General features: G+C 60.4%; 23 protein-coding genes. 19 read left to right on the top strand and 4 right to left on the bottom strand.

Annotation, left to right across the window (positions count from 1 at the left end; translation table 11 throughout):
• Positions 1–13 precede the first annotated feature (13 nt).
• From ACWGKN_RS06975 to coaBC, 19 genes are all read left to right on the top strand, one after another.
• Positions 14–2,398 carry a glycosyltransferase family 2 protein gene (locus tag ACWGKN_RS06975; RefSeq protein ID WP_424254077.1) on the top strand — a complete coding sequence of 795 codons (2,385 nt, stop codon included), beginning with the start codon at positions 14–16 and terminating at the stop codon, positions 2,396–2,398.
• A gap of 181 nt (positions 2,399–2,579) precedes the next feature.
• Positions 2,580–3,491: a glycosyltransferase family 2 protein gene (locus ACWGKN_RS06970; protein WP_424254075.1), complete on the top strand. Its 912-nt coding sequence runs from the start codon at positions 2,580–2,582 to the stop codon at positions 3,489–3,491.
• 37 nt (positions 3,492–3,528) lie between these two features.
• Positions 3,529–5,583 (top strand): HAD family hydrolase, encoded by a 2,055-nt coding sequence (locus tag ACWGKN_RS06965; protein WP_035227526.1) that lies wholly within the window; start codon positions 3,529–3,531, stop codon positions 5,581–5,583.
• Complete coding sequence (locus ACWGKN_RS06960) at positions 5,564–5,830, top strand: hypothetical protein (RefSeq protein WP_424254071.1); 267 nt, start codon at positions 5,564–5,566, stop codon at positions 5,828–5,830. Before ACWGKN_RS06965 ends, ACWGKN_RS06960 begins: the two co-directional genes overlap by 20 nt.
• Entirely contained in the window at positions 5,830–7,704 is a 1,875-nt protein-coding gene (locus tag ACWGKN_RS06955; protein ID WP_452094927.1) for a DUF2142 domain-containing protein, read from the top strand. Before ACWGKN_RS06960 ends, ACWGKN_RS06955 begins: the two co-directional genes overlap by 1 nt.
• Positions 7,705–8,147: 443 nt before the next feature.
• Positions 8,148–9,227 (top strand): lysylphosphatidylglycerol synthase transmembrane domain-containing protein, encoded by a 1,080-nt coding sequence (locus ACWGKN_RS06950; protein ID WP_035227529.1) that lies wholly within the window; start codon positions 8,148–8,150, stop codon positions 9,225–9,227.
• A gap of 40 nt (positions 9,228–9,267) precedes the next feature.
• Positions 9,268–10,608 carry a Coenzyme F420 hydrogenase/dehydrogenase, beta subunit C-terminal domain gene (locus ACWGKN_RS06945; protein WP_035227531.1) on the top strand — a complete coding sequence of 447 codons (1,341 nt, stop codon included), beginning with the start codon at positions 9,268–9,270 and terminating at the stop codon, positions 10,606–10,608.
• The gene (locus ACWGKN_RS06940; RefSeq protein WP_035227533.1) at positions 10,601–12,082 is read left to right on the top strand and encodes a TolC family protein; all 1,482 of its coding nucleotides are present in this window, start codon (positions 10,601–10,603) and stop codon (positions 12,080–12,082) included. Before ACWGKN_RS06945 ends, ACWGKN_RS06940 begins: the two co-directional genes overlap by 8 nt.
• Positions 12,079–13,515 (top strand): efflux RND transporter periplasmic adaptor subunit, encoded by a 1,437-nt coding sequence (locus ACWGKN_RS06935; RefSeq protein ID WP_424254064.1) that lies wholly within the window; start codon positions 12,079–12,081, stop codon positions 13,513–13,515. The genes ACWGKN_RS06940 and ACWGKN_RS06935 overlap by 4 nt, the downstream gene beginning before the upstream one ends.
• Positions 13,516–13,529: 14 nt before the next feature.
• Positions 13,530–14,207: an ABC transporter ATP-binding protein gene (locus tag ACWGKN_RS06930; RefSeq protein WP_035227537.1), complete on the top strand. Its 678-nt coding sequence runs from the start codon at positions 13,530–13,532 to the stop codon at positions 14,205–14,207.
• A gap of 1 nt (position 14,208) precedes the next feature.
• On the top strand, positions 14,209–15,450 hold the full coding sequence (locus ACWGKN_RS06925) for an ABC transporter permease (RefSeq protein ID WP_452094926.1): 1,242 nt from the start codon (positions 14,209–14,211) through the stop codon (positions 15,448–15,450).
• A gap of 76 nt (positions 15,451–15,526) precedes the next feature.
• Positions 15,527–16,171: a hypothetical protein gene (locus tag ACWGKN_RS06920; RefSeq protein WP_452094925.1), complete on the top strand. Its 645-nt coding sequence runs from the start codon at positions 15,527–15,529 to the stop codon at positions 16,169–16,171.
• A gap of 279 nt (positions 16,172–16,450) precedes the next feature.
• Positions 16,451–17,440 carry a glycosyltransferase family 2 protein gene (locus tag ACWGKN_RS06915; RefSeq protein WP_035227543.1) on the top strand — a complete coding sequence of 330 codons (990 nt, stop codon included), beginning with the start codon at positions 16,451–16,453 and terminating at the stop codon, positions 17,438–17,440.
• Positions 17,427–18,473 carry a glycosyltransferase family 2 protein gene (locus ACWGKN_RS06910; protein ID WP_452094924.1) on the top strand — a complete coding sequence of 349 codons (1,047 nt, stop codon included), beginning with the start codon at positions 17,427–17,429 and terminating at the stop codon, positions 18,471–18,473. Before ACWGKN_RS06915 ends, ACWGKN_RS06910 begins: the two co-directional genes overlap by 14 nt.
• A 10-nt stretch (positions 18,474–18,483) precedes the next feature.
• Positions 18,484–19,308, top strand: coding sequence for a glycosyltransferase (locus ACWGKN_RS06905; RefSeq protein ID WP_052159743.1), 825 nt, complete (start codon positions 18,484–18,486; stop codon positions 19,306–19,308).
• A 27-nt stretch (positions 19,309–19,335) separates the two neighbouring features.
• Entirely contained in the window at positions 19,336–20,310 is a 975-nt protein-coding gene (locus ACWGKN_RS06900; protein WP_035227545.1) for a glycosyltransferase family 2 protein, read from the top strand.
• Positions 20,311–20,343: 33 nt separating this feature from the next.
• On the top strand, positions 20,344–21,753 hold the full coding sequence (locus ACWGKN_RS06895; protein WP_452094923.1) for a sugar transferase: 1,410 nt from the start codon (positions 20,344–20,346) through the stop codon (positions 21,751–21,753).
• A gap of 111 nt (positions 21,754–21,864) precedes the next feature.
• Entirely contained in the window at positions 21,865–22,572 is a 708-nt protein-coding gene (locus tag ACWGKN_RS06890; protein ID WP_035227547.1) for a Bax inhibitor-1/YccA family protein, read from the top strand.
• A 102-nt stretch (positions 22,573–22,674) separates the two neighbouring features.
• Positions 22,675–23,904 carry a bifunctional phosphopantothenoylcysteine decarboxylase/phosphopantothenate--cysteine ligase CoaBC gene (gene coaBC, locus ACWGKN_RS06885; RefSeq protein WP_452094922.1) on the top strand — a complete coding sequence of 410 codons (1,230 nt, stop codon included), beginning with the start codon at positions 22,675–22,677 and terminating at the stop codon, positions 23,902–23,904.
• A gap of 24 nt (positions 23,905–23,928) precedes the next feature.
• On the opposite strand, the gene ACWGKN_RS06880 is transcribed toward coaBC, so the two are convergent.
• From ACWGKN_RS06880 to nadA, 4 genes are all read right to left on the bottom strand, one after another.
• On the bottom strand, positions 23,929–24,432 hold the full coding sequence (locus tag ACWGKN_RS06880) for a YchJ family protein (protein ID WP_452094921.1): 504 nt from the start codon (positions 24,430–24,432) through the stop codon (positions 23,929–23,931).
• Positions 24,433–25,251, bottom strand: a complete 819-nt coding sequence (locus ACWGKN_RS06875) for a pyruvate, water dikinase regulatory protein (protein ID WP_035227551.1) — start codon at positions 25,249–25,251, stop codon at positions 24,433–24,435. It lies immediately after the preceding gene.
• Positions 25,252–25,521: 270 nt separating this feature from the next.
• Positions 25,522–25,659, bottom strand: coding sequence for a hypothetical protein (locus ACWGKN_RS06870; RefSeq protein WP_424254048.1), 138 nt, complete (start codon positions 25,657–25,659; stop codon positions 25,522–25,524).
• A gap of 135 nt (positions 25,660–25,794) precedes the next feature.
• Positions 25,795–26,853: a quinolinate synthase NadA gene (gene nadA / locus ACWGKN_RS06865; RefSeq protein WP_035227552.1), complete on the bottom strand. Its 1,059-nt coding sequence runs from the start codon at positions 26,851–26,853 to the stop codon at positions 25,795–25,797.
• Between the last annotated feature and the right edge of the window lie 89 nt (positions 26,854–26,942).

Here is a 26,942-nt window from a genome sequence, read left to right as displayed (position 1 = left end):
GACACATCCTGACGTGGCATCCCAGGGAGAAGATCCGCTGGTACACTATATCCGGGGTGGCTGGCGCGAGGAACGATCGCCAGGGCCGCTGTTTGACCTTCGCTATTATCTCAGCCAGTTTCCAGAGGACGAGAAGATCGATGTCGAACCGCTGACCCATTTCATGACCGAAGGATGGCGGCAGGGCAGGAAGCCGAATCCATACTTCGATCCCCTGTACTATGCGCAAGTGAATGACGATGTCGATTTTTCCGGCGTCAATCCTCTCACGCATTACATAAAAAGCGGATCGACCGAGGGGCGACAGCCCATTCCTTATTTTTCCCCTCATTTCTATCTCCGGAAATATCCGGAAATCACTGAATACGGGGGTGATCCACTCGTTCATTACATACGGCATGGAGGCAGCGAACGCAGACAGCCGTCACCGTTCTTTGATCCGCAATGGTACCTCGATCGCACACCGATTCTGGCGGATGAGGCAGACGATCTGCTCCGCCATTATCTTGAGTATGGAATTCGTGAAGGCAAGAGCCCGATTCCGGTGTTCGACCCACTGTTCTATCGAGCCGGACTGGCAGAGAAACTCGGCGAGGCGGAAGATCCGCTCGCCCATTATCTCAGGACAGGGGAGAAAGAGGGGTGTCGTCCATGCGCCTGGTTCGATCCAGTCTACTATAACGAGCGATATCTGGACGACGGCCCGGTCTCTCCGTTGGGACATTATCTCACCGAGGGGGTGTTCAACGGGCTGTACCCGAACCGCGAGACCGCCGATCTGCCGCAGAAACCGACAATCTCCGTGGTCGTCCCGGTGTACGATGTCGCCGCCCATCACCTCAACAACTGCATCCGCTCCGTCCTCTACCAGAGCTATCCCCACTGGCAGCTCTGTCTCGCCGATGACTGCAGCACCCTGCCGCACGTCCGGCCGTTGCTCGAGGAGTGGGCGGCCAGAGACCAACGGATCAGGGTCGTCTTTCTCGAGACCAATCGCGGCATCGCCGGCGCCACCAATGCCGCCGCGGCCCTGGCCGACGGCGACTATCTCGGCTTCCTCGACAATGACGATGAACTGGCGTCCGAATGTCTGTTTCAAATAGCACGGACAGTAACAGACACCGGCGCCGACCTGCTCTATTCCGACGAGGACCTGATCGGCGACGACGGCCGCCGCTTCAGCATCTTCCACAAGCCGGACTACAACCCGGAATTGCTGCTCTGCCATAACTATGTCACCCACTTCGTCGTCACCGCAAAAAACCTGTGGCGCGAGGTCGGTGGCTGCACCGAGGACAGATCGGGAGCTCAGGATTATGACCTGTTCCTCAGGTTGGCCGAAGGCGCCCGGAAGATCGTCCACATCCCCATCGTCCTGTATCACTGGCGGGCCTCGGAGACCTCGACCAGCATCGACCACAGCCAGAAGGAGTATGCCGACGAGGCCGGCCGTCGGTCGGTGATCGATGCCCTGCAACGGCGGGACATCGAGGCCGAGGTCCTCTCCACCGATCTGAAATACTTCTATCGGGTGAAAAGGGAGCTGTACCTGCTGCCGCTGCTGTCGGTGGTGGTCCGCTGGAACGGCGATCGGCAAGGGCTCGGGTCCTGGCTGCAGGATCTGCTCCAGCGAACGATCTACACGAACTACGAGGTGATCCTCATTGTCGATCGCGAGATCATAGATGCCGGGCTGGAAGAGCATCTGCTGTCCGTCGATCAGCCGGTCCGGTTGGTGATCGCCGACCAGCCGGCAGGGCTTGCCGCGCACTACAATCACGCCTTACCGCATTGCGACGGCGATTATGTCGTCTGTGTCCGCGGCGATCTCGACATCGACGACGGTTATTGGCTCTCGGCCCTGGTGGAATACTGCCAGCGGCCCGATGCCGGGATCGTCGCCGGGCGGGTGGAAGGCGATGCGATCGATGTTCCGGAGGTCACGCCGATTCCCGAAATCGACAATGATTCTCCCTGGTATTACGCCCAGTTTGTGCAGCAGGCCTCCATCCTGCTCAACGGCCTGCACTGTCCCCAGAACGTCTGGTGCCCATCCTGGGACTGCTGCGCCGTCAACCGGGATCTATTCGATGCCTGCAACGGTTTCGACGCCGACCGATTTCCCGATCTGTTCGCCATGCATGATCTCGGGTTCAAGTGTCTGGCCGCCGGATTCAAATCCTACTATACCCCGTATTGCCGCCTGCATCTGCGCAACGACAGGCGATATATCCCGACGGGAACGGAAGAGTCGTGGAAAAGGGAGCAGCAGGCCTTCCAGGACCGATGGCGATCGGAGCTGGTGCAGGGGGATCCGTACTACAACCGGGGAACAGTTGGTGAGGCGGGAATCGACATGGCGAGGTTCCTGGCGTGGTTTGCCGGAGCCGTTTCCTAACGTGGCGAGGAGGCGGAGATTGGGGCATTCCCCCAATAAGAGCTTGACTTCCAGGCTGAATTTCATTAGGAAGAGCCCATTCCGTGACTTGCCTCCACCACGTCGGGAGAAGATTGAACAGATTCAGGGACAGCCTTTCTCCTTGTTGACCATCCCCCAGCCAGAGCGATAGTTTTGAATTATGTCCGCACCACTTGTTTCCGTCATCATCCCTGCCTACAATCACGAACGGTTCGTCGGCGCCGCCGTCGAGAGTGTCCTGGGCCAGAGCTGCGCCGACCTCGAGCTGATCGTCATCGATGACGGCTCGCGGGACCGCACCGGCGAAGTGGTGCAGAGTTACACCGATCCCCGCCTGTCCTACTACCACCAGGAAAACCAGGATGCCTACAACACCATCAACCGGGGCCTGGGGTTGGCCCGGGGCGAATATACCGCCATCCTCAATTCGGATGACGTTTATGCGCTGAACCGGCTGCAACGCCTCGTGGAGTGCCGCGATGAAACCGGGGCCGAATGCCTGTTCACCGATGTCATCCCGATCTCCGACGAGGGTGAGGAATTTGCCGACCCGGCCTTCGGCTGGAACCTGTGGCACCGTAAGAACCGGGCGTTCTACCGGGAGTGCGGCGATCTCTACACCGCCTTCCTGAAGGGCAATTTCATGGTCACGACCTCCAACCTCTTCATGACCACCAGGGCGGTCAGGGCGGTGGGGAAGTTCTGTTCGCTCCGCTACCTGCACGACTACGACTATATCTTCCGCATGATGCTGGCCAATCCGGGCAGGGTGCACTACCTCGAGGACGAGAAACTGCTGTATTACCGCATTCACGCCGGCAATACCCTCGGCGAGGCGGCCATCGCCGGGCGGCTGCAGGACCAGGAGCTGATCCGCAGATACCTGCTGGAAGTCATCCCGGCGGCGCAGCGGGGCTATGTCGCCGCCGGGGCGGATCGGCTGGTGGAACTTGAACGGGAGTTGCAGGCGGTCCGGGCCGCCTTGCAGCCGAACGGGGAGCAGGGGGTGCGTCCGGCCGCCCGGCAACTGGCGCGCAGCCTGAAGACCTGGCTGCGCAAAAGGCTGGCATGATTGCTGTCGATCCCCCCACACCGCAGGCCGGGTTGCGATGAGCTTCGACAAATTCTATTCCATTGATGCTCTGATCAAAAGAGGGCGGGAGGTGGCGGGTGGAATCGATGTCGTCTCCTTCGATCTTTTCGATACCCTGCTGGTCCGCCGGATCCATGATCCCGACCTGGTCAAGCTGCCGGTGGCCCGGTTCATCGCCGCCAGGACCGTCGAGGCCGGGCATCCCTGGCCCTGGCAGAAGGTCCAGAAGCTCCGGGACGACGTCGAAAAGAAGCATCGTCAGGAGACCGCGAAGACCTTCGTCGATCACGAGGCCTGCTACCCGCGGTTCATACTCGAGACCCTGGTGACGATCTTCGGCGCCGAGAAGGGGGGCGCCCTGGTGCCGGAGGTGACGGACTACGAGTTGTTGATGGAGAACAGCATGCTCGTACCCCGCCGCGAGATGGTCGACTGGCTGCGGCAATTGTCCGCCCAGGGAAAGAGAATCTTCATCATGTCCGACATCTACCTGCCGGCGACGCATCTGCGGGTCCTGGTCGACCATGCCGGTTTTCTTCATCAAGTTGAAGATGTGATCTCCTCGGCGGATACCTTTCTGGCCAAGGCCTCGGGCAAGGGCTACGAGCTGGTCAGGGACCGGTTCGCCCTGGCCGGCAAAAAATGGCTGCATGTCGGCGACAACCCGGTTTCCGACGGTCTGCGGCCGGCCGAGGCCGGGATCACCGCCCTGGTGCTCCATGACGCCACGGAAAAGCACCGCAAGGCGGTGGTCAAACGCTATGTCAATTACAGCGGCGGCCGCCCTTTCTGGCGGGGACGGGCGCTGCAGCAGCTGATGCAGCCGCTCGAAGGGGAGAATGGCGAACGGCCCGAACTCTATGTCGAGGGGTTCAATTTTCTCGCGCCCCTGCTGGGCGGATTTGTCCAGCACATCGCCGAACAGTGCCGGGCCCGCGGCATCGGCAAGGTGTTCTTTCTGTCGCGCGAGGGCTGGACCTTCAAGCGGTTCTGGGAACAATCGATGCCGTATCTCTTCCCCGACGGCAGGCTGCCGGAGATCGAGTATCTGTATGTCAGCCGGATGGCCCTGGCCGGGGCCAGCTGCGCCCACCAGGGCCTGACCCGCGCCAATGCCGATATCGCCTTTCTCCCTCCCGGCAACCGCGATTTCCGCGATCTCTGCCGGATCTTCAATTTCGATGTCACCGCGCTGGCGCCGCACCTCCATCGCCATGACCTGGCGATCGACACCTGCCTCAGCCACCTCCATGAGGGGTTCGACCCCTGGGACAAGGTGCGGTTTTACGAACTGCTGGAGGATCAGGCCTTTCAGGAGGAGATCAAGAGGCAGGTCGCCGACGCCGGGGAGGCCCTGCAGCGCTATCTGGCCGATGTCGGCTTTTTCAGCCACCGCAATGTGGCCCTGGTCGATATCGGCTGGCTCGGGACGATCCAGCGCTTCCTCTACGAGGCGGTGCAGCATCGGAGTGATTGCCCGCTCTGTCATGGATTCCTCTTTGCCGCGACCCGCGGCATCCCTTATCCGACCGTGACGGGGAACACGATCGAGGGGGTGATCTACGACCGCCACCGCTTCGATATGGCCGGCAGCACCATCCTCTATGCCCGCGACCTGTTCGAAGAGGCCTGCCGCGCCCCGCATCCGACGCTCAACGGCTACCGACTCACCGCGGAGGGGTATGCCCTGCAGTTTCGCGGTACCGACGACGAAACCGGCCAGGCCGAACAGCAGCAGGACCGGTATTTTTCACCGCTGCAGCAGGGAGTGTTCGATGCCGCCGCACGATATGGGGCGGCCTCGGCCCTGCTCGGTTACTCGTTGCCGGATTACAAGTCGTGGTTGAACTGCCTGCTCGCCGGGAAACTTGCCTTTCCACGCCGAAGAGAAGTGGCCAGGATCCGGCACCGGCACCATCTCGATGATTTCTATGGCCGACACGTGCCAAAAAAGGTACATGTCAAAGGGAGCCGGCATCTCTGGGATTCCCCCCTGTGGCGGTTGGCCATCGACCCCTTCCTGCGGTTGAGATTCTTTCTGAGGCACCTGCGTGAACGCATCAAAGAATAACGAATCATCCGTCATGTCGAGGCGTTTCGACCTCGCCGGGTTTGATTGCCTCCGGGTGACGAGGCTGCTGATGCTCAACCGGATCATCCCCATCGGCAATTTCGGCGGCGGGGGAGGGGTGCGTTGTCTGGTGGTGCTGGCCGTCCTGCATCTGCTTGGCCGGCCGCTGTTCACGATCTTGATCCGTTACGAACAACGATTGCATTCGCTCTATATGTTTCTGAAAAATCAGAAAAATAGACGTTGATGGATAAAATCATCACCTCGCCCTGGCGGCACATATTCATCTTTGTCGTCTGTCTTGCGGCCTGTGCCGCGTTCTACAGCTTCTTCATCAGCAAGGCCCATGTCGACCTGACCATCCACGTCGACAAACGGACGGTCTTCAAGATCTACTGGGCGAAAGCGGGGGAAAACTTCTCCGAGAACAACATGACCCGGGTTCTGGTCAAGCCCGAGATCCAGCAGTACGGCTTTCACCTGACCAATCTCAAGCAGATCGACCGGCTTCGCATCGATCCGCAGGAATATGTGGGCAAGAGCGAGATCGAGGAGATCCGGATCAGGCAGAACGGCGTCAAGGAAATCGTTCTGACCTCGAGCAAAGATTTCGACCAGCTCAAACCGCTTGAACAGATCGAGGGCTATTCGACCGCCCAGGACAAGCTGGTGACTGTCTCCACCGGCATAGATCCGAATTTTCTCCTCGAAGTTCATGCCGTCGCCGAGCCATTCGACTGGGGCAGCGTCATTGCCGGCTGCATCTTCATCTGGACGGTCATCCTTGTGGTCTACAGTTCCACGCACCATCTCGGCTTCGCCTACCGCTACGTTCCGGTCCTGCTGTTTGCGGTCTTTCTCTTCGTCGTCATCATGGCGCTGATCAGCGAGCGGAACGTTCACCCGGATGAATATGTTCATATCGCCGCTGCACGCTATTATCAGGATCACTGGTTTCCTCCGGAGATCGGCGATCCGGCGGTGACCGAGACGTATAGCGTCTATGGGTTTTCCCGGTTGAATACCAACGAGATTTACTACCTGCTGTGCGGCAAGACAGCGAAGATCATAGCCCCCCTGGAACTCTCCGAATATGTTGCCTGTCGTGTTTTTAATCTATTGCTGCTTGGCCTGATCCTGCTCTTCACTCTGCGGGAACCGGATTCCCGTCTGGTCGCCGTGCCTCTGCTGATAAGTCCCCAGGTGTGGTACCTGTTCAGTTACTGCAACTCCGACGCCTTTGCCATCACGGTGGCGTTTTTCGCCGGCTGCCAGGTCGTGATCCGCAGCAGCGCCCTCAACCGGTTCCTGTTGATGCGGCAAGGGTTCAGGCAGTTGGGCTACCTGCTCATCGCCGCTTTCAGCTTCGGCCTGCTGTTTTTGCTGAAGAAGAATTTTCTGGTCTTTACCGCGTTATTGTTGTGGGTGATCCTGCTCAAGATCTGGCTGAGGACCGAGAAGGAAAACCGTGGCGTCCTCCTGCGCCGGGCCGTCGCCGTTTGCCTCGTCGGTCTGTCCCTGATGGCCGTCAAGATTGGGGCCGATTACCATGTCAACGGCCTGGATCGAAGAGAGAAGATCCTGGAGATGCGCGACAAACTGGCCCTGCCTCTCTACAGTCCACATACGCCTCTGGAGAAGCAGCACGCCAATCTCTCCATGAAACAACGGGGGATCACCCTGGCGCGGATAATCCATCAGGACAGGTGGTTCGAGAAGACCTTCCGCAGCGCCTTCGGCGTCTATGGCTATACGACGATCTCGGCCGGATTCGGGTACTACGATCTCGTCCGCTGGACCGGGTTGTCCTTTCTTGCCCTGGTCCTTGTTTCCCTGCTGGTCCGGGCCGGGGTGTATGTCAATCTCCAGACCCTGGCGGTGGTCGGCCTGTCGGTCGCGCTCATAGCCGTTGCCCTGTACCACTCGTGGACAAAGGATTTTCAGCCGCAGGGACGGTATCTGATACCCATTCTGCCGATGCTGGGAGTTCTGTGTGCCCAGGGGAAGGAGTATCTGAGCGTGAAGATCATGACTATTTTCACACTATGCATGTTTCTGCTTTCCAGTTACTCCTTCATCTGTCTGGGGCTTCTTGAAATCCCGCGCCTGCTCCGGGTCTGACGAACATTGCCGCATTCGCCGGCAGCCCATTGGTATCCCGGCTCATTGTACTATGTGAATATCTTCATGGATGAGTTCGATCGACGGTTTCGCGTCGCTGTCCGCACCGCAGCGATTGGCTGATATTGCTGGGTGCATCGTCTTCTCCATTCGAGTATAAAGCGGACTCCGTCTGCGGCGGCGGCATTTCTTTTCATGACTCTATCCAGATGGCGCTCGATACCAGCCTGCGTCACAGCAATTGAACCACACAATGAGGAGCCGGGGTCTGATCGACGTCGAGATCCGGACCCGCATCGACTCCGACGGCCGGCGCCCGGCGGAGATGCAGGAATACATCAAGGATCGGCGCCGGGCTTGGCAGTACGGCCAGGCAGAAAAATCAAACAGTCGGCAACTGCAGACGGTTGCCGGGAAGAAATCGGAGTCCGGGACGTTCAGGTATGAAATTCACCCGCAAACAGTATGTCAGGGCGGTCAAGGTCGTGATCAGCTGCGCGTTTATCACCGTTCTGTTTTCCTTTGTGCAGGGAGAGAAGCTGCTGGCGATGTTCAGGCGAATCGACTGGTGGTATCTTGCCCTGTCGTTTGCGCTCCTCCCGGTCATGCTGTCGGCGAGTTGCCTGAAATGGAAGGTGATCCTCGGGGATAAGGGGAGTCATATCTCCTTCATCCGGTTGCTGCGCATCTACGCGGTCGGCTATTTCTTTTCCAACCTCCTGCCCTCGACGGTCGGCGGCGACGTGGTCCGGTCCTACTATGCCGGCCGGCTGCTCGACAATCAGGCCCTGGCCGCGGTCAGTATCTTCGTCGAGCGGTTTACCGGCATCCTGCTGTTGTTTTTCCTTGTCGCCTTCGCCCCGCTGCTGGCCCCCGAACTGTACCGGTCGCCGTATATCCAGGTCCCGGCCGCCGCCGGGCTGGTCCTCCTCGCGATCACCTGGTTCCTGTTGCGCGTCAGGGACCCGCTGGCGTTGCCGAAGAGGATGCTCGAGCTGACCTTCGCCCTGCTCCATGGCTTCAGCGCCTGGACGGGATCGCGGCTGGTCGGGAAGGGGGTCGGGTTGCTGGAAGAGGGGTGCGGTTTCATCCTGCACAAGCTGCAGCGGGTCCGGATCGAACTGGACAATGCCGTGAACGCCTTCCGCAAGGACCGGATCTATCTCCTGCGGGTGTTCCTGCTGACCGTGGTATTCTATTTTCTGACCTGGGTCAACGTCTATGTCTCGTTTCGCGCCTTTGGTGTTACCCCCGATTTCCTGCATGTCTGCGCCCTGGTGCCGGCGATCCTCTTCGCCGCCCACGTGCCGGTGACGCTGCTGGGTAATGCCGGGTATTTCGAGTCGGTATTCGTTGTCTATTTCCTGCTGGTCGGCATTCCCATGGAGGAAACCCTGGCCATGGGGCTGCTGTTGCGATTGAAGATGCTGACCATGGGGGTTCTCGGGTATATTGTTTATCTGTTCTACACTCACAACCGAAAAGAAGAATTGGAAGGCCTTGAAAATTTTACCAGACAATGATGAAAGTTGACGGCGGGCCGCCGCCTCTGTCGCCACAACCATGAGTGAAACACTGCAACCTCGGAAAGAATCCTTCACCTTCCTGCTGGAAAATGTCATCCGGCCGGAAATGTGCACCCGCTGCGGGATGTGCGTCGGCGTTTGTCCGCACGGGGTCCTGGATATCGCTGCGGCCGCCTATCCCGTCCTCGTCGGCGAATGCGTCAGCTGCGGGTTCTGCACTGCCTGCTGCCCCGGGCTGGATGTCGATTACCCGGCGCTCTCCCGGCAGGTCTTCGATGCAACCTATGACCCGGCGGAGCTGCAGGGGCATGTCGAGCAGCTCTATGTCGCCCACCCGAACGACAGCACGATCCGCGACGCCGGCGCCAGCGGCGGGATGGTCACCGGCATCCTCGACCATCTCCTGACTGCAGGGGAGATCGACGGCGCGGTCATCGTCGGGATGGACAGCCTGCTGCCGTATAAAACCAGGGGGGTCTTGGCGACAACCGGCGCCGAGATCCAGGCCTGTGCCCAATCGAAGTACTGCGTCACCCCCTCGCTGGCGGTCCTGCGGCAGCTCCGCCGTCTCAAGGGCCGCTACGCCGTCGTCGCCCTCCCGTGCCAGGTCCATGCCCTGCGCAAGATGCAGCTCGTCGACCGGGGGCTGGCCTCCAGGATCAGGTATATCCTCGGACTCTATTGCCACTGCAATATGGAGGTCAACGGCCCTGAGGAGGCGATCGAGGCCTCCGGCATCCCGCTGGCGGAGGTCGCCGCCTTCCAGTTTCGCGGCGGGGGATGGCCGGGAAGCTTTTTTGTCATCAAGAAGGATGGCACCGAGATCCCGTTGCAGAAAAGGATACAGCACAAGGATGTGATGAATGTGATGTTCCGGCTTTACGGACCGAAACGATGCCTGCTCTGCGTCGATGCCCTGTCCGAATATGCCGATCTCAGTTTCGGCGATTTCTGGGCCTTCGATTTCGCCGGGGATATGGCGGGTCTTGAGCGCTGCACCCTGGTGTCCCAACGCACCGCCGCCGGCCGGGAGTTGATGGGACAGGTGCAGCGGAGCGGCCGGTTCGTCGTCCACCCCCTTCCGGGATCCCGCAACCCGAAAAGAACCCTGAGAATGGCCCGGGGGAAAAAAAACAGGGCCTATGTCGGTCTCCACGCGGCGATGGCCGGCGACAGGCCGCATCCGGCCTATCACTTTGCGATCCCCCGGCCGTCCGCCGGACAGAGGTGGCAGGTGTGGTCGTTCAGGTTGTTTCAACGGATCAAACACCGATGGTTCCGAATGGTGGTGCTGAAGTTGCTGTTCTCCCCTCTGGGTGTTCTCGCCTACAGAGTCAACACGTTGAGGAAAAAGATCCTGATCGATTACCATGCCTGATTGGCCTGCCCGCAAAAAACGTGTGGCCCCGCATCGGCTGAACCGGGCGGGTGCGTGCTGGATACTGTTCGTCCTTCTGGGGGTCGCCGCCCTGTCCTCGATGATGCCCGGCGGTCTTTCCGCTGCGGTCGAAGATCGAAAAGGGGAGAAGCAGCCTCCGGCGCCCCTGACCATCTCCCTCGAACAGGCGATCCGGATCGCCATGGAGAACAATCGTACCCTGAGGAATGCGGCACTTGATGTGACCTCGAGCGACCTGTCGCTGCAAACCAGGGAATCCGAATTCGACGTCAAAATCACCCCGCAGGGGGCGACCAGATATTCCTCCGCTACTGATAACAGCTACTGGCAGGCAGGGGCCAGGGTGTCGAAAAAGCTGGCCCAGGGCTCGACCTTGTCGGTGACGCCGCTGTTCGGCGAATCCGGGGGGAGCGGCAACAGCGAGGTCGATGTGGCCCTGACCGTACCGTTGCTGCAGGGGGCCGGATCCGATTACGCCCTCGATGGCCTGTACAGCAGTCTCTACTCGAACAAGCGGGAGAAACTCTCCTTTGTCCAGCAACAGACGGACACCATCCTGAAGACGGTGTCGGCGGTCTACGGCTGCATCCAGACCCAGCAGCAGATCACCTTTCTCGAAAAGCAGCTGGTCGAACTCAAACGCCATCTGTCGCTGGCCCGGATCAAGGAAAAAAGCGGCATCATCGGCGCGATGGACCTGTACCGGGCCGAGATCCGGATCCAGAATGTCGAGGAGGAACTGACCTCGACCCGGGAGCAACTGGCCAATAACGCCGACGAGGTCAAGGACCTGCTCGCCGTGTCGCAGCAGCAGGCGATCATCGTCACCGCTCCGGTCGCCTATACCCCGGTCGAGATCGGCCTCGAAGAAGCGCAGCGGATCGCGGTGTCCAACCGGATCGAATTGGTCCTGAGCGCCATGCAGGTGCGGGAGACGGAGCGACGGGTGGCGGTGGCGAAGAACCGACTGCTGCCGGAGCTGGACCTGCGCCTGGGCTACAATAATTACCGGGATGACGATTATGACGTCCTGTCCGAAGAGCGCTGGACGGTGGCCCTGTCGAGCGATACCGATCTCTTGCGCACCACCGAGCGCAATGAGTATGCCAGGAGCAAAATTGAGCTGCAGCAGGTCCAGCTCAATCAGCAGGGCGAGGAGGAGCGGATCATCCAGGATGTCCGTTTCCGGTTGAACAGCCTGGAGAAGCTGCAGGAGAGAATCCGTATCCGCGATGAGCAGGCCAGGCAGGCGATGGGCAAACTCCGCCTGGCCGAGAGCAAATTCCGGCACAGCCTGGCCAACAACTTCGACCTGCTCGAGGCCCAGACCGAGATGCAGCAGGCCGCAACCGACCATATGGTGGAAACCATCAATTACATTATCGGCACCTATCGGCTGCGATCTTCACTGGGAACGCTCCTTGATACGAAAAGCGGGGCAGCGGTGAAATGATGAAGAAATCAGTTGCCATCGTCCTTGCCCTTGTCTGTCTGGCGCTCGCTGCCGCCTATCTGGGCGGGAGGGAGAAGAAACAGGAGGCCGCCCCGGTCGAGTTCGAGGTGCAGCGCCGGGATTTTCAGGTCGAGATCAACGTCGTCGGCGAACTCGACGCCGCCCGGTCGCACATGCTGTCCTCCGAGATCAAGGGCACGGAAGGCAAGATCATCTACCTGATCGAAGACGGGGCCAGGGTCAAAAAGGGCGATACTCTGGTCAAACTCGATCCGCTGCCGTACCAGAAACAGGTCGAAGGGCTGCAGGCCGAGGTCGCGGAACTGAAAGCGGCAGTCGAGGCGGCCAGGCAGATGGTGGCCTTCGAGGAGAATCAGGTCGGCCAGGAAATTGCCAACGCCGAATACAGCCTCAATGTCGCCGGCCTGGAACTCAGGCAGTTCGAGGAGGGAGACGGCCCGTTGAAGATCTCGATGCTCCAGGAGGAGCGGCAGAAGGCGAAGCTCGAGCTCCAGCGCTACGAGGCCTTCTACAACGATCTCCTGCAACTGAAGAAGGAGGGGTTCGACAACAAGTCGGAGATCTCGGCCGCCGAGGAGAAGGTGGCGGTGCTGCGGGAACAGCACAAGGAGGCGAACGGCCGGTTCGAGAGTTACAAAGAACACGTCTACCCGGCCTTACTGGAGAGCGCCCGGGCGAAAAAGCAGAACGCCCTGCTGATGCTCGAGCAGAATCGCCAGGGCGGAGTGCACAAGGTAGCCAAGGCTCAAGCGACGCTGGGCCAGATCGCCGGCAAGGTCGCGGCCCGGGAGGCGGCGCTGGATCAGTCCCGGATCGAACTGGAAAAAACGGTGATCAAGGCGCCGCAGGATGGGATCGTGATTCATTACGAGACGTTCCGGGACGGCGAGAAGCGCAAGCCACGGGAGGGCGACTCGGTCTTCATGGGCCAGCCTATTCTCTATCTCCCCGATATTTCGAAGATGATCGTCAAGACCAGGGTACGCGAGGTCGATCTGTTCAAGCTTTCCCTGGGGCAGAAAGGGGTGGTGCGGGTGGATGCCTATCCCGACACGGCCTTCAAAGGCGACCTGACCTTCATCGGCGCCCTGGCCACCTCCGAGGCCCCGGGATCGGGGCAGGAAAAATATTTTCAGGTCGTCTTCACCATTATCGACGGCGATCGCCGGCTGCGTCCCGGTATGACCTGCCGGGTATCGATCATTGCCCAGGCGGTGAAGCAGGCGGTGGTCATCCCGAACCAGGCGATCTTCACCGCCGAGGGCGGCGACTTCTGCTACGTCCGCACCGGTTGGGGGGCATATGAGAAGAGGAGCATCAAGACCGGGGTGGAGAACGAGGATGTGGTACAGGTGACCGAAGGCCTCGAACCGGGGGAGAAGGTCAGTCTGGTCCTGCCCCAGGCGGATTGAAGGCTGGGCACACCATGAACACGATGCTGCTGCAGGCCAGGAAGATCAGGAAGAGCTATATGCTCGGGGGCGGCGAGATCGAGGTTGTCCGCGGCATCGATCTCGACGTGTCGGCTGGGGACTTCGTCACCATCATGGGGACCTCCGGCTCCGGCAAATCGACCCTGCTCCACATCCTGGGAGGACTGGCGCGACCTGACAGCGGTTCGTATCTCTTTGGTGACAGGGATATGCTGACCCTCTCCGATGACGAGCTGTCCTGGATCAGGGCCCATTGGGTCGGCTTCGTCTTCCAGACCTTCGACCTGCTGCCCGAACTCGATGTCCGCGACAATGTCGCCCTGCCGTTCCTCTACCACCACGCCCTGCCTCCCGATCGCGAGGGGAGGGTCGACGAGGCGATCGAACGGGTCGGGCTCGGGCATCGCAAAAGGCATCGACCGATGGAGCTCTCCGGCGGCGAGATGCAGCGGGTCGCCATCGCCCGGGCGCTGGTCATCGCCCCCAAGCTGATCCTCGCCGATGAACCGACTGGAAATCTCGACACCCGCAACAGCAACGAAATACTCGATCTGTTCCAGGAACTGAACGAGTCGGGGACCACGATCGTGATGGTCACCCATGACCACCGGGTCGCCTCGTACTCGAAAAAGATCATGACCATGGAGGATGGCCTCCTGCTGGCCTCCTGAAATGTCGAAGATCCTGCTGCTCATCGATGTCGCCCGGCGATCGCTCTTCGTCCACAAGCTGCGGTCGTTCCTCAGCGTCCTCGGCGTCGTCTGCGGCGTCATGGCCGTCATGTCGATGATCTCGACCGGGGAAGGGGCCAGGGAGGAGGTGCTGCAACAGATCGAGGAGATGGGGATTACCAATATCTATATCAACCGGTTGGCCCTGACCGAAGAACAGCTGAAATCGGCTCGGGAGAAACGATCCTATGGCCTGTCCTGGTTCGACGTCGGCCGGCTGCAGGAGAGCGGCCTGTTCTTCAGGGAGGTTGCCGCCCTGCGGGAGGTGACGGCCACCCCGCTCGGCACCGGACGGACCATCCTGCCGAAGATCGTCCTCTGTACCGCCGGCTATGCCAAGGTGATGGGGCTGACCCTGGCCGAGGGCAGGTTCCTCCACGATCGGGACATGACCGCACGGTCCATGGTCTGCGTTCTCGGGGCCCGGATCGCCCGGTCCCTCGGCAGGGAAGGGAGAACCGGCAGTACCCTGCGCATCGGTGACGCCCTGTACAAGGTCGTCGGGATCCTCGCCGAACAGGACATCGGCAGGCCGGAAAAGATCAAGATCGCGCGGGACAATCTCAACGAAATGATCTTCCTCCCCTTTTCTCAAACCGGTGCGGAGGTCCTCTCCACCGAAGAGACGACGCAGGCGCATCTGACCAGGATCATCGTTCAGGTCGATTCCCAGGCGCACGTATTCCCTGCCGCCCGGCTGATCGACAGGATCATGGACGTCGCCCATAACACGGTCAAGGACTATCAGGTCGTCGTCCCGCTCGAGTTGCTGCGGCAGTCGCTGCAGACGCAACGCATTTTCAATATCGTTCTCGCCGTAATTGGTGGAATTTCTTTGCTTGTCGGCGGAATTGGTATTATGAATATCATGCTCGCGACGGTGTCGGAGCGCAAGCGGGAGATTGGAATACGACGGGCGGTCGGCGCCACCCGGAAAGACATCATTATCCAGTTTCTGACCGAGTCGATTCTGCTCACGGTCACCGGCGGGATTCTCGGCATCGTCAGCGGCATCGTTTTTGTGGTGGTCATGGAGATGTTGACCGGCTGGTCGATCAGGATCACGATCGGATCGATGCTTATTCCGTTTATTCTGGCGGTGATGACCGGGGTCTTTTTCGGACTGTATCCTGCGTTGCAGGCGGCACGGCTTGATCCGATCAAGGCCTTGCGAACACTATAGATTTGAGATCGAAGAGAGGAACAGTATGGTTCGGCGGTATGTACATGGATGGGGTATTTTTCTGCTGATTGTCAGCATGACGATCTTCAACACCGGACTGGCGGCGAGAGCGGCCTCAGGTGAGGCTACGCCGGCCGCTGATGATACGGAGACAGCAACGCCCCAGGAAGCCAGGGATGTGGCGGCGGAGTATCAGGTCGAAAACATTACCAAAAAAGCCCAGGGATCGGAGCCGCAGACGACCACCAGCGGTTCGGCCAGGAAAACCCTGATCTACGGCGGGATTGCCGCCGCGGCGGTCGTTGGTGCGGTTGCCCTGGCGGCCGGTTCGGGCGGCGGGGGTTCCAGTTCGGCGGCGGAGGAGGAAGAGTCAGTACCGGCAGAACCGACGGAGGAACCGGTCGGGGCTGACCTCAATGGCACCAACTGGGTCGGCAGCCTCACCCTGGCTGATGATGGCATCAGGGAATCGATAACCGCCACGGTCAGGCAGAATGGTTCCGACCTGGAGATTACCACCTCAACTTCGAAGGGCTATGGAAGAAAATTTATCGGGACGATCGATGAAGACGCCTACATAGAAGTCGAAGACCAGGACACGGGGGAAATCTGGACGACCCATTATGATTTAGCGCGGTGGAATATGATTGATTTATATGATTTTGTTAATAATTATAAAGACCTAGACAGGTTGTATCTGGAGCGCTATTCAAAAGAGTAGAGTCGCGATGGCAACGCCATTTCCACCAGTAAATGAAGTATCCTTTGAATACCGGTTAGTTGCTGAGCCTCATGCAAAATGAACAGCTGCAGCTTCTGTCATTTCGGCCGGAGGGAGAAATCTCATCGTCCTGAAAACCGAGATTTCTCGCTATCGCTCGAAATGACAGCATGAAGCATGCCCGCCCTCCGAGATGCACTCTGGACGTACGGTGTTATTTTGTCATTTCGCAATCGGCTCTTCCGCCAAATGTCTTTTTGAATGAATGGAGATCATCACTTGCTTGTATCCGTAGTTATTCCACTTCTCAATGAAGAAGAAAATATCGGCTTCCTCTACGAGGAATTGAAAGGCGTCCTCACCACCCTGGAAGACGATCACGAGATAATTTTTATCGATGACGGCAGCAAGGATAGCAGTCTGTCGATCCTTCAGGGCCTTCAGACCGCCGACGACAAGGTCGTCGTCGTCAGTTTCCGCCGCAACTTCGGCCAGACGGCGGCGATGGCGGCGGGATTCGATTATGCCCGCGGCGACGTCATCATCACGATGGATGCCGATCTCCAGAACGATCCCCACGATATCCCGCTGCTGCTCGACCAGATCCGTGCCGGCAACGATGTCGTTACCGGCTGGCGGTTCAACCGCAAGGACACCTTCATCAACCGCCGCCTGCCGTCGATCATTGCCAACAAGCTGATTTCGTTCACCACCGGCGTCAATCTCCATGACTATGGCTGCACCCTGAAGGCCTTCCGCCACGACGTGATCAAGAACGTCAAGCTCTACGGCGAGATGCACCGCTTCATCCCGGCCATCGCCAGCGGCATGGGCATTGATTTCACCGAGGTCAAGGTCAACCATCGACCACGGCGTTTCGGTTCATCCAAGTACGGGATATCAAGGACGATCCGGGTCATCCTCGATCTCCTGACCGTCAAGTTTCTACTCAGCTATTCCACCCGGCCGATCCAGGTCTTCGGCCTGATGGGCGTCGCAACCGGCGGCATCGGTTTCCTGCTGGCCCTGATCATGACCGTGCAGCGTCAGTTCTTCGGCGTGCCGCTGGCCGACCGGCCCTTGCTGTTTCTGGCCATCGTGTTGATCTTCATCGGATTTCAATTCGTGTCGCTGGGTCTGATCGCCGAATTGCAGGCCCGCACCTATCACGAGTCACAGAGCAAGGCCGTCTACTACGTCAGATCGGTGTACCGGAAGGAACCGGCCCGGGGGCAGGATTCAGCCCAGGAGAACGATGCCCCGCAATGAGCCGACCATCGAGATCCTGATCCCGAACTGGAACGGCAGGCAGCTGCTGCAAGACTGTCTCGATTCGCTGCACCGTCAAACCGTTGATGATTTTGCCGTCACCGTCATCGATAACGGCTCGACCGACGGCTCCGTGGCATTCCTCGCCGCGAACTATCCGCAGGTGCGGTGTATCGCCCTGCCGGAGAACAGGGGCTTCAGCGCGGCGGTCAATGCCGGGATAGAGCAGGCGGCGGCGCCATGGATCCTCCTGCTCAACAATGACATGGAGGTGGAGGCGGACTGCCTTGCCGCCTTGCAGCAGGCGATCGAGAGAGACAGCGGCTATGATTTCTTCGCCCTGAAGATGATGAACTTCCATCAGCGGTCCTACGTCGACGGGGCCGGCGACGGAATTTTACGGGGCGGGGCCGGCTATCGCCTGGGGACGATGGAGGTGGACGGGCCGCCCTACGACCGGGATCGCGACGTCTTCGGGGCCTGTGCCGGTGCTGCGCTCTACCGCCGCGACCTGTTCGACCGGGTCGGCCTGTTCGACGGTGATTTCTTCGCCTACCTCGAGGACGTGGACCTCAACCTGCGGGCGCGGCGGCTCGGCTGCCGCTGCCGTTTCCTCGCCGGGGCCAGGGTCTATCATATCGGCAGCGCCACCTCCGGCTCGAAATTCAACCCGCTCACCATCCGCCTCTCGACCCGTAACAGCGTCAATGTCCTGGTGAAAAATTATCCGCCGTCGCTGTTGCTCCGCTATCTGCCGGTCATCGCCATCTACCAGCTGGCCTGGTTCAGTTTCTGCGTCAAAAAGCGGCTGCTGCGTCCCTATCTCCAGGGGGCCGTCGCTGCCTGCCGCTGTTTTTCTGCGATGAGGGCCAAAAGATCGGCGCCGGCTGGTCCGAAGATCGCCGTCACCGAGTTCGATGCCATCCTGCGCCGGGGCGAGCGGGACGCCGTCGAGTCGATCATGGCCCGCCGACGGGCCGAGGGCAAAGGCAACGGGCTGCTTCAGCTCTACTGCCGGCTTTTCTTGCGGTAACCGCCCATCGATGGCCTGCCCGATATACGTCATAGTGGTCACCCACGATTCGGCCCCGGTCCTGCCGCACTGCCTTGCCGCCCTCGAGGGGCAGAGCCGCCGGGCCGATCGCATTGTTGTCGTCGACAGCGGATCGGCGGACCGGAAATATCTCGAGCCCCTGGCGGGACGAACAGATCTGACCCTGCTCGTTCAAGACAATATCGGCTTTTCCCGGGCCAACAACCTCGGTCTTCAGGCCCTGCCGCCCACTGCCGCGGCGATGGTGGTCTTTTTGAACCCCGATGCCTTCCTGTTCCCCGACGCCCTGGCCGAGGCCGCCGCGGCGCTGGAACGACGTGCCGACATCGCCGTGGTCGGCGGCCGGCTGTCAGGGTGTGATCCCGTCAGCGGCGAGGCCATCGGCCGGCTCGACTCGACCGGGATCTTTCGCACTTGGTACGGGCGCTGGTTCGATCGCGGCCAGGGCGAACGGGACCGTGGTCAGTACGGCGCGGCTGAACCGGTCCCGGCGATCTGCGGGGCGCTGATGGCCTGCCGGCTCGAGGCCTTGCCGGCAGTCGCGACCGGGCAGGTGTTCGATGAGGACTTCTTCCTCTACAAGGAGGATATCGAACTGTCGTTGCGCCTGCGGAAAAACGGCTGGAAGCTGCTGTACGAACCGAAGGTCCGTGCCTTCCATTGCCGGGGATGGGGCGGTAGGCGCCGGGAGGTGCCGCTTGCCCTGCGTCTGGCGGCGGCGAGGAGCGAGGTGCTGCTGTACCGCAAACATCCTTCACCCTATATGCTCTGGGCGGTCGGCAAATATCTCCTGGTGCGATTGTGTCATTGCTGATGGTTGCAGATACAGGATATTTTCCGCATGAATGATGAGCATCGGCAGTCCCCGGCAATCTCGGTCATCATCCCCACCCGCAACGGTGCGGCGACCCTGGGTGAGCTCCTGGCGGTACTGGCCCTCCAGACGATTCGGCCGGACGAGATCCTGGTCGTCGATTCTGCCTCGGAGGATGAGACCGTCGAGATCGCCCGGCACTACAAGGCCGAGGTTACGGTGATCGCCCCTGAGGTGTTCGATCATGGCGGCACCCGGACCCGGATGGCCGGATCGGCCCGGGGCGAGCTGCTGATCTTCCTCACCCAGGATGCGATTCCGGCATCGAGGGATGCGTTGGCGCAGTTGATCCGGCCCTTCGCCGATCATCCGGCGGTCGCGGTAAGCTACGGCCGGCAGCTTCCCCACCGGGACGCGACCTGGAGCGCCGCCTCGCTGCGCGAATTCAACTATCCGCCGCAGTCCTGCCTGCGCGAGTTCAACGATCGCGACCGGTATGGGCTGAAGACGATCTTTGTCTCCAACTCGTTTGCCGCCTACCGCAGAGGGGCCCTGGCCGAGGTCGGCTATTTCAAGAACGGTTTGATTTTTGGAGAGGATACCTGTACTGTAGGACGACTGCTGCAGCGGGGCTACCGGATCGCCTATGCCGGCGAGGCCAGGGTCTATCATAGCCATAATTACTCGTTGGTGGAAGAATTCCGGCGGTCGTTTGATATCGGTGTCCTCCATGCCACGGAACACTGGCTGCTGGAGACCTATGGCCGTGCGGAAGGAATCGGACTGACAATGGTCCGCCGGCAGCTGGCCGAACTCGGACGCGATCGAAGGGTTGCCCTGATGGTCGACGTGGTTGTCAGGTCGGTCTTGAAATACTGCGGCTACCGCCTGGGGCGAGCATTCAGGAAGATCCCTGCCCGGTATGTTCCTTACCTGAGCATGCACAGGACCTGGTGGAAAGGAAGGTCCGAGACCGATCCATCTTCTCCCGCCGGCACCTGAACCGCCTGCCTCATTTCAATTATCGACCGGAAAATGCTTTCTACCAATCTGCGTGAGCAGAGCTCCTTTATCGTCAGATGTTTTCATCTTCTTGACTGTCTGCTGGTCATCGGCTATCTGTGGCTGCTTGTCGTGTGGTACCGCGTCCCCTGGAGCCCGTATTACACCCGGCTGGAGATCATCACCTTCGTCCTCTGCCTCATCGCCTTCCAGTCGTTTCAGCTCTACCGGTCATGGCGGGGGTGGCGGTTCTATATCGAATTTCTCTATATCCTGCGGGCATGGATCACGGTGGTCGGCCTGCTGTTGTTCTACTTCTTCATCTTCAAGATTTCCCACGCCTATTCCCGGGTGGTCTTCATGATCTGGTCGACGACCACCCCTCTGCTGCTGTTCGCCGTCCATGTCGTTGCCCGGAGGATGCTCAGCATCATCCGCTCCCAGGGCAAAAATGTCCGCCGGGCCGTTATCGCCGGGGCCGGCGACCTCGGGATGAACGTCGTCAGGGAAATCGAGCAGATGCCCTGGGCGGGCATCGAGATCCTCGGTTTCTTCGATGACAAGGTCGACGAGGAAAATCTCGATCAGGTCATGGGAAAGCCGATTCTCGGCAATATCGCCAGTATCAAGTCCTATCTCAGCAAGAATGACATCGATTACGTTTATATCGCCCTGCCGATGCGCGCCGAGAAGAAGATCTTCGCCATTCTCCGGGAGTGCCGGTCGCTGGGGGCGCGGATCTACCTCATCCCCGACCTCTACGTCTACGGTCTGCACCATGCCGAGATCCAGTCCCTGGGCAAACTCCTCATTCTCAATTTCAACCCCCATACCGAGTGGAAGAGGGGCTTCGACGTCATTTTCTCGCTCTGCGTCCTGATCTGCACCCTGCCCCTGTCGCTCGTCATCGCCCTGCTGATCAAACTCGACGACGGCGGTCCGGTGTTCTACCGCCATAAACGGATCACCGCCACCGGCAAGGAATTCGACTGTCTCAAGTTCCGAACGATGCGGGTCGGCGCCGACCATGAACTGCACCACCTGCTGGCCGACAACCCGGAGTTGAAAAAGGAATGGGAGGCCCATTTCAAATTGAAGAACGATCCCCGGGTGACCCGGATCGGCCGTTTTCTCCGCCGCACCAGCCTCGACGAATTTCCGCAGTTCCTCAATGTCCTCAAGGGGGATATGAGCGTGGTCGGGGCCAGACCGATCGTCGGCCGCGAACTCAAGGATTTCTACAAGGAGAGCGCCGGCCGCTACTGTTCGATGAAGCCGGGGATTACCGGTCCATGGCAGGTCGGCCGGCGGTCCGACGTCGAAGACTACACCGAGCGGGTCGAGATGGACGACTGGTACATCCTCAACTACTCGTTATGGAACGATATCAAGATCATCGGCAAGACGATCGTGTCGATGATCAGGGGCAACGGGGCGTACTGAGCCGATTCGGCAGCGGGATCACGGTTTTGCTTGCATACCCGGCTGCAATGATTAACTTTTGAGCTGATGAAAAACCAACCGTACCAATTACCACCACTTCAGGAGCATCCAATGTACGAAAACACCAGGCAGATCACCATCACCCAGGCGCGCCAGGAGGCCTCGAGCATCTTCCTCGCCAAGGTCTTCAACTGGATGGCCATGGGCCTCGGATTGACCGGCATCATCGCCTATCTCACCGCCAGCAGCGGCCTGGCCCGGGCGATTGTCGCCAGCCCGCTGTTCATGATCCTGCTCTTCGCCGAACTCGGTCTGGTCTTCTTCCTCTCGGCCCGGATCGACAAGATCCAGGCGTCGACGGCCGCCGGTCTGTTCATCGGCTATGCGGTCCTGAACGGTCTGACCCTGTCGGCGATCTTCCTGGCCTATACCAGTTCCTCGATTGCCGGGACCTTTTTCATCACGGCCGGGATGTTCGGGGCCATGGCCCTCTACGGCATGGTGACCAAGCGCGATCTGTCCGGACTCGGATCCTTCCTGTTCATGGGCCTGATCGGCATCGTCATCGCCTCGGTCGTCAATATCTTCCTGGGCAGCAGCGGCCTCGGCTGGATGATCTCCGTGCTCGGCGTCTTCATCTTCACCGGCCTGACGGCCTATGACGTCCAGAAGATCAAGACGATGGGCGAAGAGGGGATCCTGGAGCAGGGTGAGGCGGCGGTCAGGAAGGGTTCGATCATCGGCGCCCTGGCACTCTATCTCGACTTCATCAACCTGTTCCTGATGCTGCTCAGGTTCTTTGGCGGCAGCCGGGATTGATGGCGGCTTGAAGTTGAAGTACTTGGCCGATGATGAAAAAGCATGCCCTCGGGGGTGTGCTTTTTCTATTTAGGAGCAGCGATTGACTGCAGGAGATAGGGGATGAGATCGTCCTTTGCCGGAAAAAACATCGTCGTCGGGGTCACAGGCAGCATCGCCGCCTTCAAGGTGGCGGGCTGGGTCAGCACCCTGGCCAAGGAAGAGGCCCAGGTCTCGGTCATCATGACCCGGTCGGCGCGGGAATTCATCGCACCGCTGACCTTCGCCGCCCTGTCCGGCAATCCGGTGCATGGCGAGATGTTCGATCCGGTCCGGGCCGAACGGATGGACCACATCGCCCTCGGGCGGGATGCCGACCTCGTGCTCGTTGCGCCGGCGACCGCCGACACCATTGCCCGGCTTGCCGGCGGCCTGGCCGATGATCTGCTGACGACGACCGTCCTTGCCGCCCGGGCGCCGGTGGTCGTCTGTCCGGCGATGAACAGCCGGATGTACCTCCATCCCGCCACCCAGGACAATATCGGTCGCTTGAAGAAATTCGGCTATCAGGTTCTGACCCCGGCGGCGGGGATGATGGCCTGCCGCGAGGAAGGCCCGGGCAGGCTGCCGGAGTGGGAGGATGTCCAGGAGATCCTCCTCAGGGCGGTGACGGAGCAGGATCTGGTGGGTGAACGGGTGCTGATCACCGCCGGGCCGACGCGGGAGCCGCTCGACCCCGCCCGCTTTCTCAGCAACCGGTCGTCCGGCAAGATGGGGTATGCGCTGGCCCGGACCGCCTTCCGCCGCGGCGCCGAGGTGCACCTGGTCAGCGGGCCGGTGGCGCTGCCCTGTCCGGCCGGGGTGCGGCGGGTTTCGATCCAGACCGCCAGGGAGATGCATGCCGCGGTATCGCAGTTGGCCGATGCGGCTTCGGTCATCGTCAAGGCTGCGGCGGTGGCCGATTTCCGCCCGGCGGTCGAGGAACGGGAGAAGGTCAAGAAGGACCGGGCCGGACTCAGCCTGGAATTGAGCCGCAACCCGGATATCCTCCATGAACTCGGCCAGACAAAGAAAGAAGGGCAGATCCTGGTCGGCTTTGCCGCCGAGAGTTCCAATCTCGAGGCCGAAGGCCGGAAGAAACTGGCGACCAAGAACCTCGATCTGATCGCGGTCAACAATATCTGCTCCGATTCAACCGGCTTCGAGTGCGATACCAACCAGATACTGCTGATCGATCGGGAGCGGGAGGTCCTCCTGCCGATGACCGGCAAGGAGCAGACGGCCGACATGATCTGGGACCGGGTGGTCGAATTGCGCCGGCAACGGCAGGAGATGAGCGGCGGCGGGCGGTAAGCTGCCGCCAACAGCACCGGCCCGTCAACGGTGGCAGCAGTGCTTGTATTTTTTGCCTGAGCCGCAGGGGCAGGGCTTGTTCCTTGCCGGCTTCGCGCGGGTCGTCCCGCATGTGCCGTCGAGGTAGAACCACCTGCCGGCCGAGCGGATGAAGCGGCTGGTCTCGCGGAGGGTGAAGCAGTGGCCGTCGACGCGGTAGGTGGCGGAAAACTCGACCTCGCCGCGGTCGTCAGCCCCCGTTCCCTCGCGGCAGCCGTGGATCTCGAGGCCCAGCCATCGAACCTTGGCCTGCTCCGGCCCGATCGCCGCCGGACGGGTGGCCGGGGCCCAGGTGGAAAGGATATAGTCGGTTTCTCCGAGACAATAGGCGCAATAGCGCGAACGCATCAGCGCCAGGGCGCTGCCCGCCACGATCTCGCCGGTGATCAGCGGCCGGCAGCAGGCGGTGTATGTGCCGCCGCTGCCGCAGGGACAGGGGGCCGGTTCGGCGGCCCTGCCGTCGGCCATCGCTGTTGGATCGGCCGCCACTCAGAATCCCGGCTGCCGCTTCAGATCGAGTTCCTGGGCGACCTGGGTCGCGGTCTCCTCGATCGACCGGCCATCGGAAAAGACTACCGGAATCTGGTACTTGAGAAAGATCTGGTCGGATTGCTGCAGTTCCTGCTCACAGGTCGCGAGATTGGCGTAGGTGCTGCCGGGATAGCGTTTTTCCCTGAAGGCGTGCAGCATCTGCGGCGAGGTGGAAAGCCCGACGACGCGCTTCTTGTTGCGGACGAGCTCGGAGGGGAGGCGGACCGAGGTCAGGTCATCCTGCACCAGCGGATAGTTGGCGGCCTTGAGCCCCATCTGGGTGGCGATGAACACCGAGACCGGGGTCTTGCCGGAACGGGAGACCCCGACAATGATCAGGTCGGCCTCGTCATAATCCTTGGTCCCGGTCCCGTCATCGTGGGCGATGGAATAGTGGATGGCGTTGACCCGCCGGGTCATCGAGTTGTCGTCGAGAAGTCTGGATGTGCCGGGTTCGCGGATCGCCTTGGCCTCGAGCAGATCCTCCAGCGTTACCAGGAAATGGTCGATGATATTGAGAAATTCGACCTCGGGGGTATCGAAGATCTGATTGAGTTTGATGCTGAGGAGGGTGGAGAACACCAGCGGGTACCGGCCGTTCGATTGCGCGAGGATCTTGTCGAGCGCCCTGCGCGCCTGGCTTTCACTCCGGATGAAGGGTATCAGTTCCTCGTTGAAGCTGATCTCGGGAAACTGGCAGAGCAGCGCCTTTCCCATATCCTTGGCAAGAATGCCTGTGTTGCCGGAAATATAATAGACATCTTTCGACTTCCACATACGATCTCCAGTACTGTATCGTCTTGATTTGAGGGTGCATAATGCAATTATCGGCAATGTACCGCGGAATGGGTGCGCCGACAACGGAAAAAAATCGTATGCTTAAGAATCACTTATGTTCTGTATTAGCGTGGCTTAATTAAATTTCCCTTGCCGCTGTCATGCCCGGCGCCGTAATTTTTCCCGGCCCTCGCCGGGAACGGTCGGAGACACGGCTGGTTTGACTTGGCATGGACCGTGAACGATAGCAACGCGGCTGAAGGATAATATCTACAGATAGGATTCGTCGAGGTTGGCAAGGGACGAACGGCCGGAACGCCGGCGGCGATGACGGGGGTGTTCGCCGTTGACTGCGACGACCTGATCGAGAGCCTGACCAAGATGAAGATCAAGGACATTGGGCGCCATGCCGAGCGGATTCCACACTATCGGCGGGTGGCCGATAGCGAGCCCGACGTTGCCGGCCTCAGCGCCGATGCAATTGCCGGCCAGATCCGTTCCTCACTGAGAAAGAAGACCTGGGAGGAAGAGTCGATCTTCCGGTCACTTGCGCATGGTGCGGGCGAAATCGAGCATCCTCCTGATCGGGATCGCCGCCTTGCGGGCCAGGTCGGCCGAAACGAAGACCTCGTTTTTACCGGTCTTCAACACCTCCGCCAGGTTCTGCAGGGAATTCATCCCCATCCAGGGACAACGGGCGCAACTCTGACACGTTGCCCCATCGCCCAGCGTCGGCGCCTCGATCAGTCTTTTGCCGGGGGCCAGCTGCTGCATCTTATGCATGATCCCGGCATCGGTGGCGACAATGAATTCCGGATTCGGCATGGTGGCGACCGCCTGGATCAGCGCCGTGGTCGAGCCGACGACATCGGCCAGGGCAACCACCTCTTCCGGCGATTCCGGATGCACCAGGACCGCGGCCTGCGGATGACGCGAACGCATCTCGGCCAGCGCTTCGGCGCGGAAGCGCTCATGGACGATGCAGGATCCCGGCCAGTAGATCATCTCGGCGCCGGTCTGTTTCTGAACGTACTGACCGAGATGGCGGTCGGGGGCCCACAGCACCTTTTCCCCCGCCCGGGCCAGATGGCGGATGATCGGAAGGGCGATCCCCGAGGTCACTACCCAATCGGACCGGGCCTTGACCTCGGCGCTGGTATTGGCGTAGACGACAACGGTGTAGTCGGGGTGCTCGTCACAGCAGGCCGAAAAGAGATCGGCGGGACAACCTTCGTCCAGAGAGCATGTCGCCGCCAGATCCGGCATCAGGACCCGTTTTTCATTGTTCAGAATCTTCGACGTTTCCCCCATGAACCGAACGCCGGCAACCACCAGTGTCGTGGCCGGATGCTCGGTGCCGAACCGGGCCATCTCCAGTGAGTCGGCGACGCAGCCGCCCGTTTCCTCCGCCAGGTCCTGCAGGGCGCCGTCAGTGTAGTAGTGGGCGACCAGGACGGCATTCTGCCGGCGCAGCATCTCCTTGATCTCCTGCTTCAGTCGCTCCTGTTCGGCTGGCGTCAGTACCGGCCATTGCGGCAGGTCGGGCACGCGAATAACTGGAATGGCGACAGCGGCTTCCTTCACTGAATTATCGAGTGGCATGGTCAATCCTGGAATAGTGTTCGTCGAGGAGTGGAAAGAGCGACCCGCCGGATTCTCGGCGAGCCGATGGGCATCGAGCGGATGGAGGT

It is taken from the genome of Desulfoprunum sp. (assembly GCF_053613775.1).
This window is presented reverse-complemented; position numbering and strand designations above follow the sequence as displayed.

Bases quoted from the DNA above. Each gene is read 5' to 3' on its own strand.
- ACWGKN_RS06970 (WP_424254075.1), top strand. From the start codon at position 2,580: ATGTCCGCACCACTTGTTTCCGTCATCATCCCTGCCTACAATCACGAA.
- ACWGKN_RS06965 (WP_035227526.1), top strand. From the start codon at position 3,529: ATGAGCTTCGACAAATTCTATTCCATTGATGCTCTGATCAAAAGAGGG.
- ACWGKN_RS06955 (WP_452094927.1), top strand. From the start codon at position 5,830: ATGGATAAAATCATCACCTCGCCCTGGCGGCACATATTCATCTTTGTC.
- ACWGKN_RS06950 (WP_035227529.1), top strand. From the start codon at position 8,148: ATGAAATTCACCCGCAAACAGTATGTCAGGGCGGTCAAGGTCGTGATC.
- ACWGKN_RS06945 (WP_035227531.1), top strand. From the start codon at position 9,268: ATGAGTGAAACACTGCAACCTCGGAAAGAATCCTTCACCTTCCTGCTG.
- ACWGKN_RS06940 (WP_035227533.1), top strand. From the start codon at position 10,601: ATGCCTGATTGGCCTGCCCGCAAAAAACGTGTGGCCCCGCATCGGCTG.
- ACWGKN_RS06935 (WP_424254064.1), top strand. From the start codon at position 12,079: ATGATGAAGAAATCAGTTGCCATCGTCCTTGCCCTTGTCTGTCTGGCG.
- ACWGKN_RS06930 (WP_035227537.1), top strand. From the start codon at position 13,530: ATGAACACGATGCTGCTGCAGGCCAGGAAGATCAGGAAGAGCTATATG.
- ACWGKN_RS06925 (WP_452094926.1), top strand. From the start codon at position 14,209: ATGTCGAAGATCCTGCTGCTCATCGATGTCGCCCGGCGATCGCTCTTC.
- ACWGKN_RS06920 (WP_452094925.1), top strand. From the start codon at position 15,527: ATGACGATCTTCAACACCGGACTGGCGGCGAGAGCGGCCTCAGGTGAG.
- ACWGKN_RS06910 (WP_452094924.1), top strand. From the start codon at position 17,427: ATGCCCCGCAATGAGCCGACCATCGAGATCCTGATCCCGAACTGGAAC.
- ACWGKN_RS06905 (WP_052159743.1), top strand. From the start codon at position 18,484: ATGGCCTGCCCGATATACGTCATAGTGGTCACCCACGATTCGGCCCCG.
- ACWGKN_RS06900 (WP_035227545.1), top strand. From the start codon at position 19,336: ATGAATGATGAGCATCGGCAGTCCCCGGCAATCTCGGTCATCATCCCC.
- ACWGKN_RS06895 (WP_452094923.1), top strand. From the start codon at position 20,344: ATGCTTTCTACCAATCTGCGTGAGCAGAGCTCCTTTATCGTCAGATGT.
- ACWGKN_RS06890 (WP_035227547.1), top strand. From the start codon at position 21,865: ATGTACGAAAACACCAGGCAGATCACCATCACCCAGGCGCGCCAGGAG.
- coaBC (WP_452094922.1), top strand. From the start codon at position 22,675: ATGAGATCGTCCTTTGCCGGAAAAAACATCGTCGTCGGGGTCACAGGC.
- ACWGKN_RS06875 (WP_035227551.1), bottom strand. From the start codon at position 25,251: ATGTGGAAGTCGAAAGATGTCTATTATATTTCCGGCAACACAGGCATT.
- ACWGKN_RS06870 (WP_424254048.1), bottom strand. From the start codon at position 25,659: ATGGCGCCCAATGTCCTTGATCTTCATCTTGGTCAGGCTCTCGATCAG.
- nadA (WP_035227552.1), bottom strand. From the start codon at position 26,853: ATGCCACTCGATAATTCAGTGAAGGAAGCCGCTGTCGCCATTCCAGTT.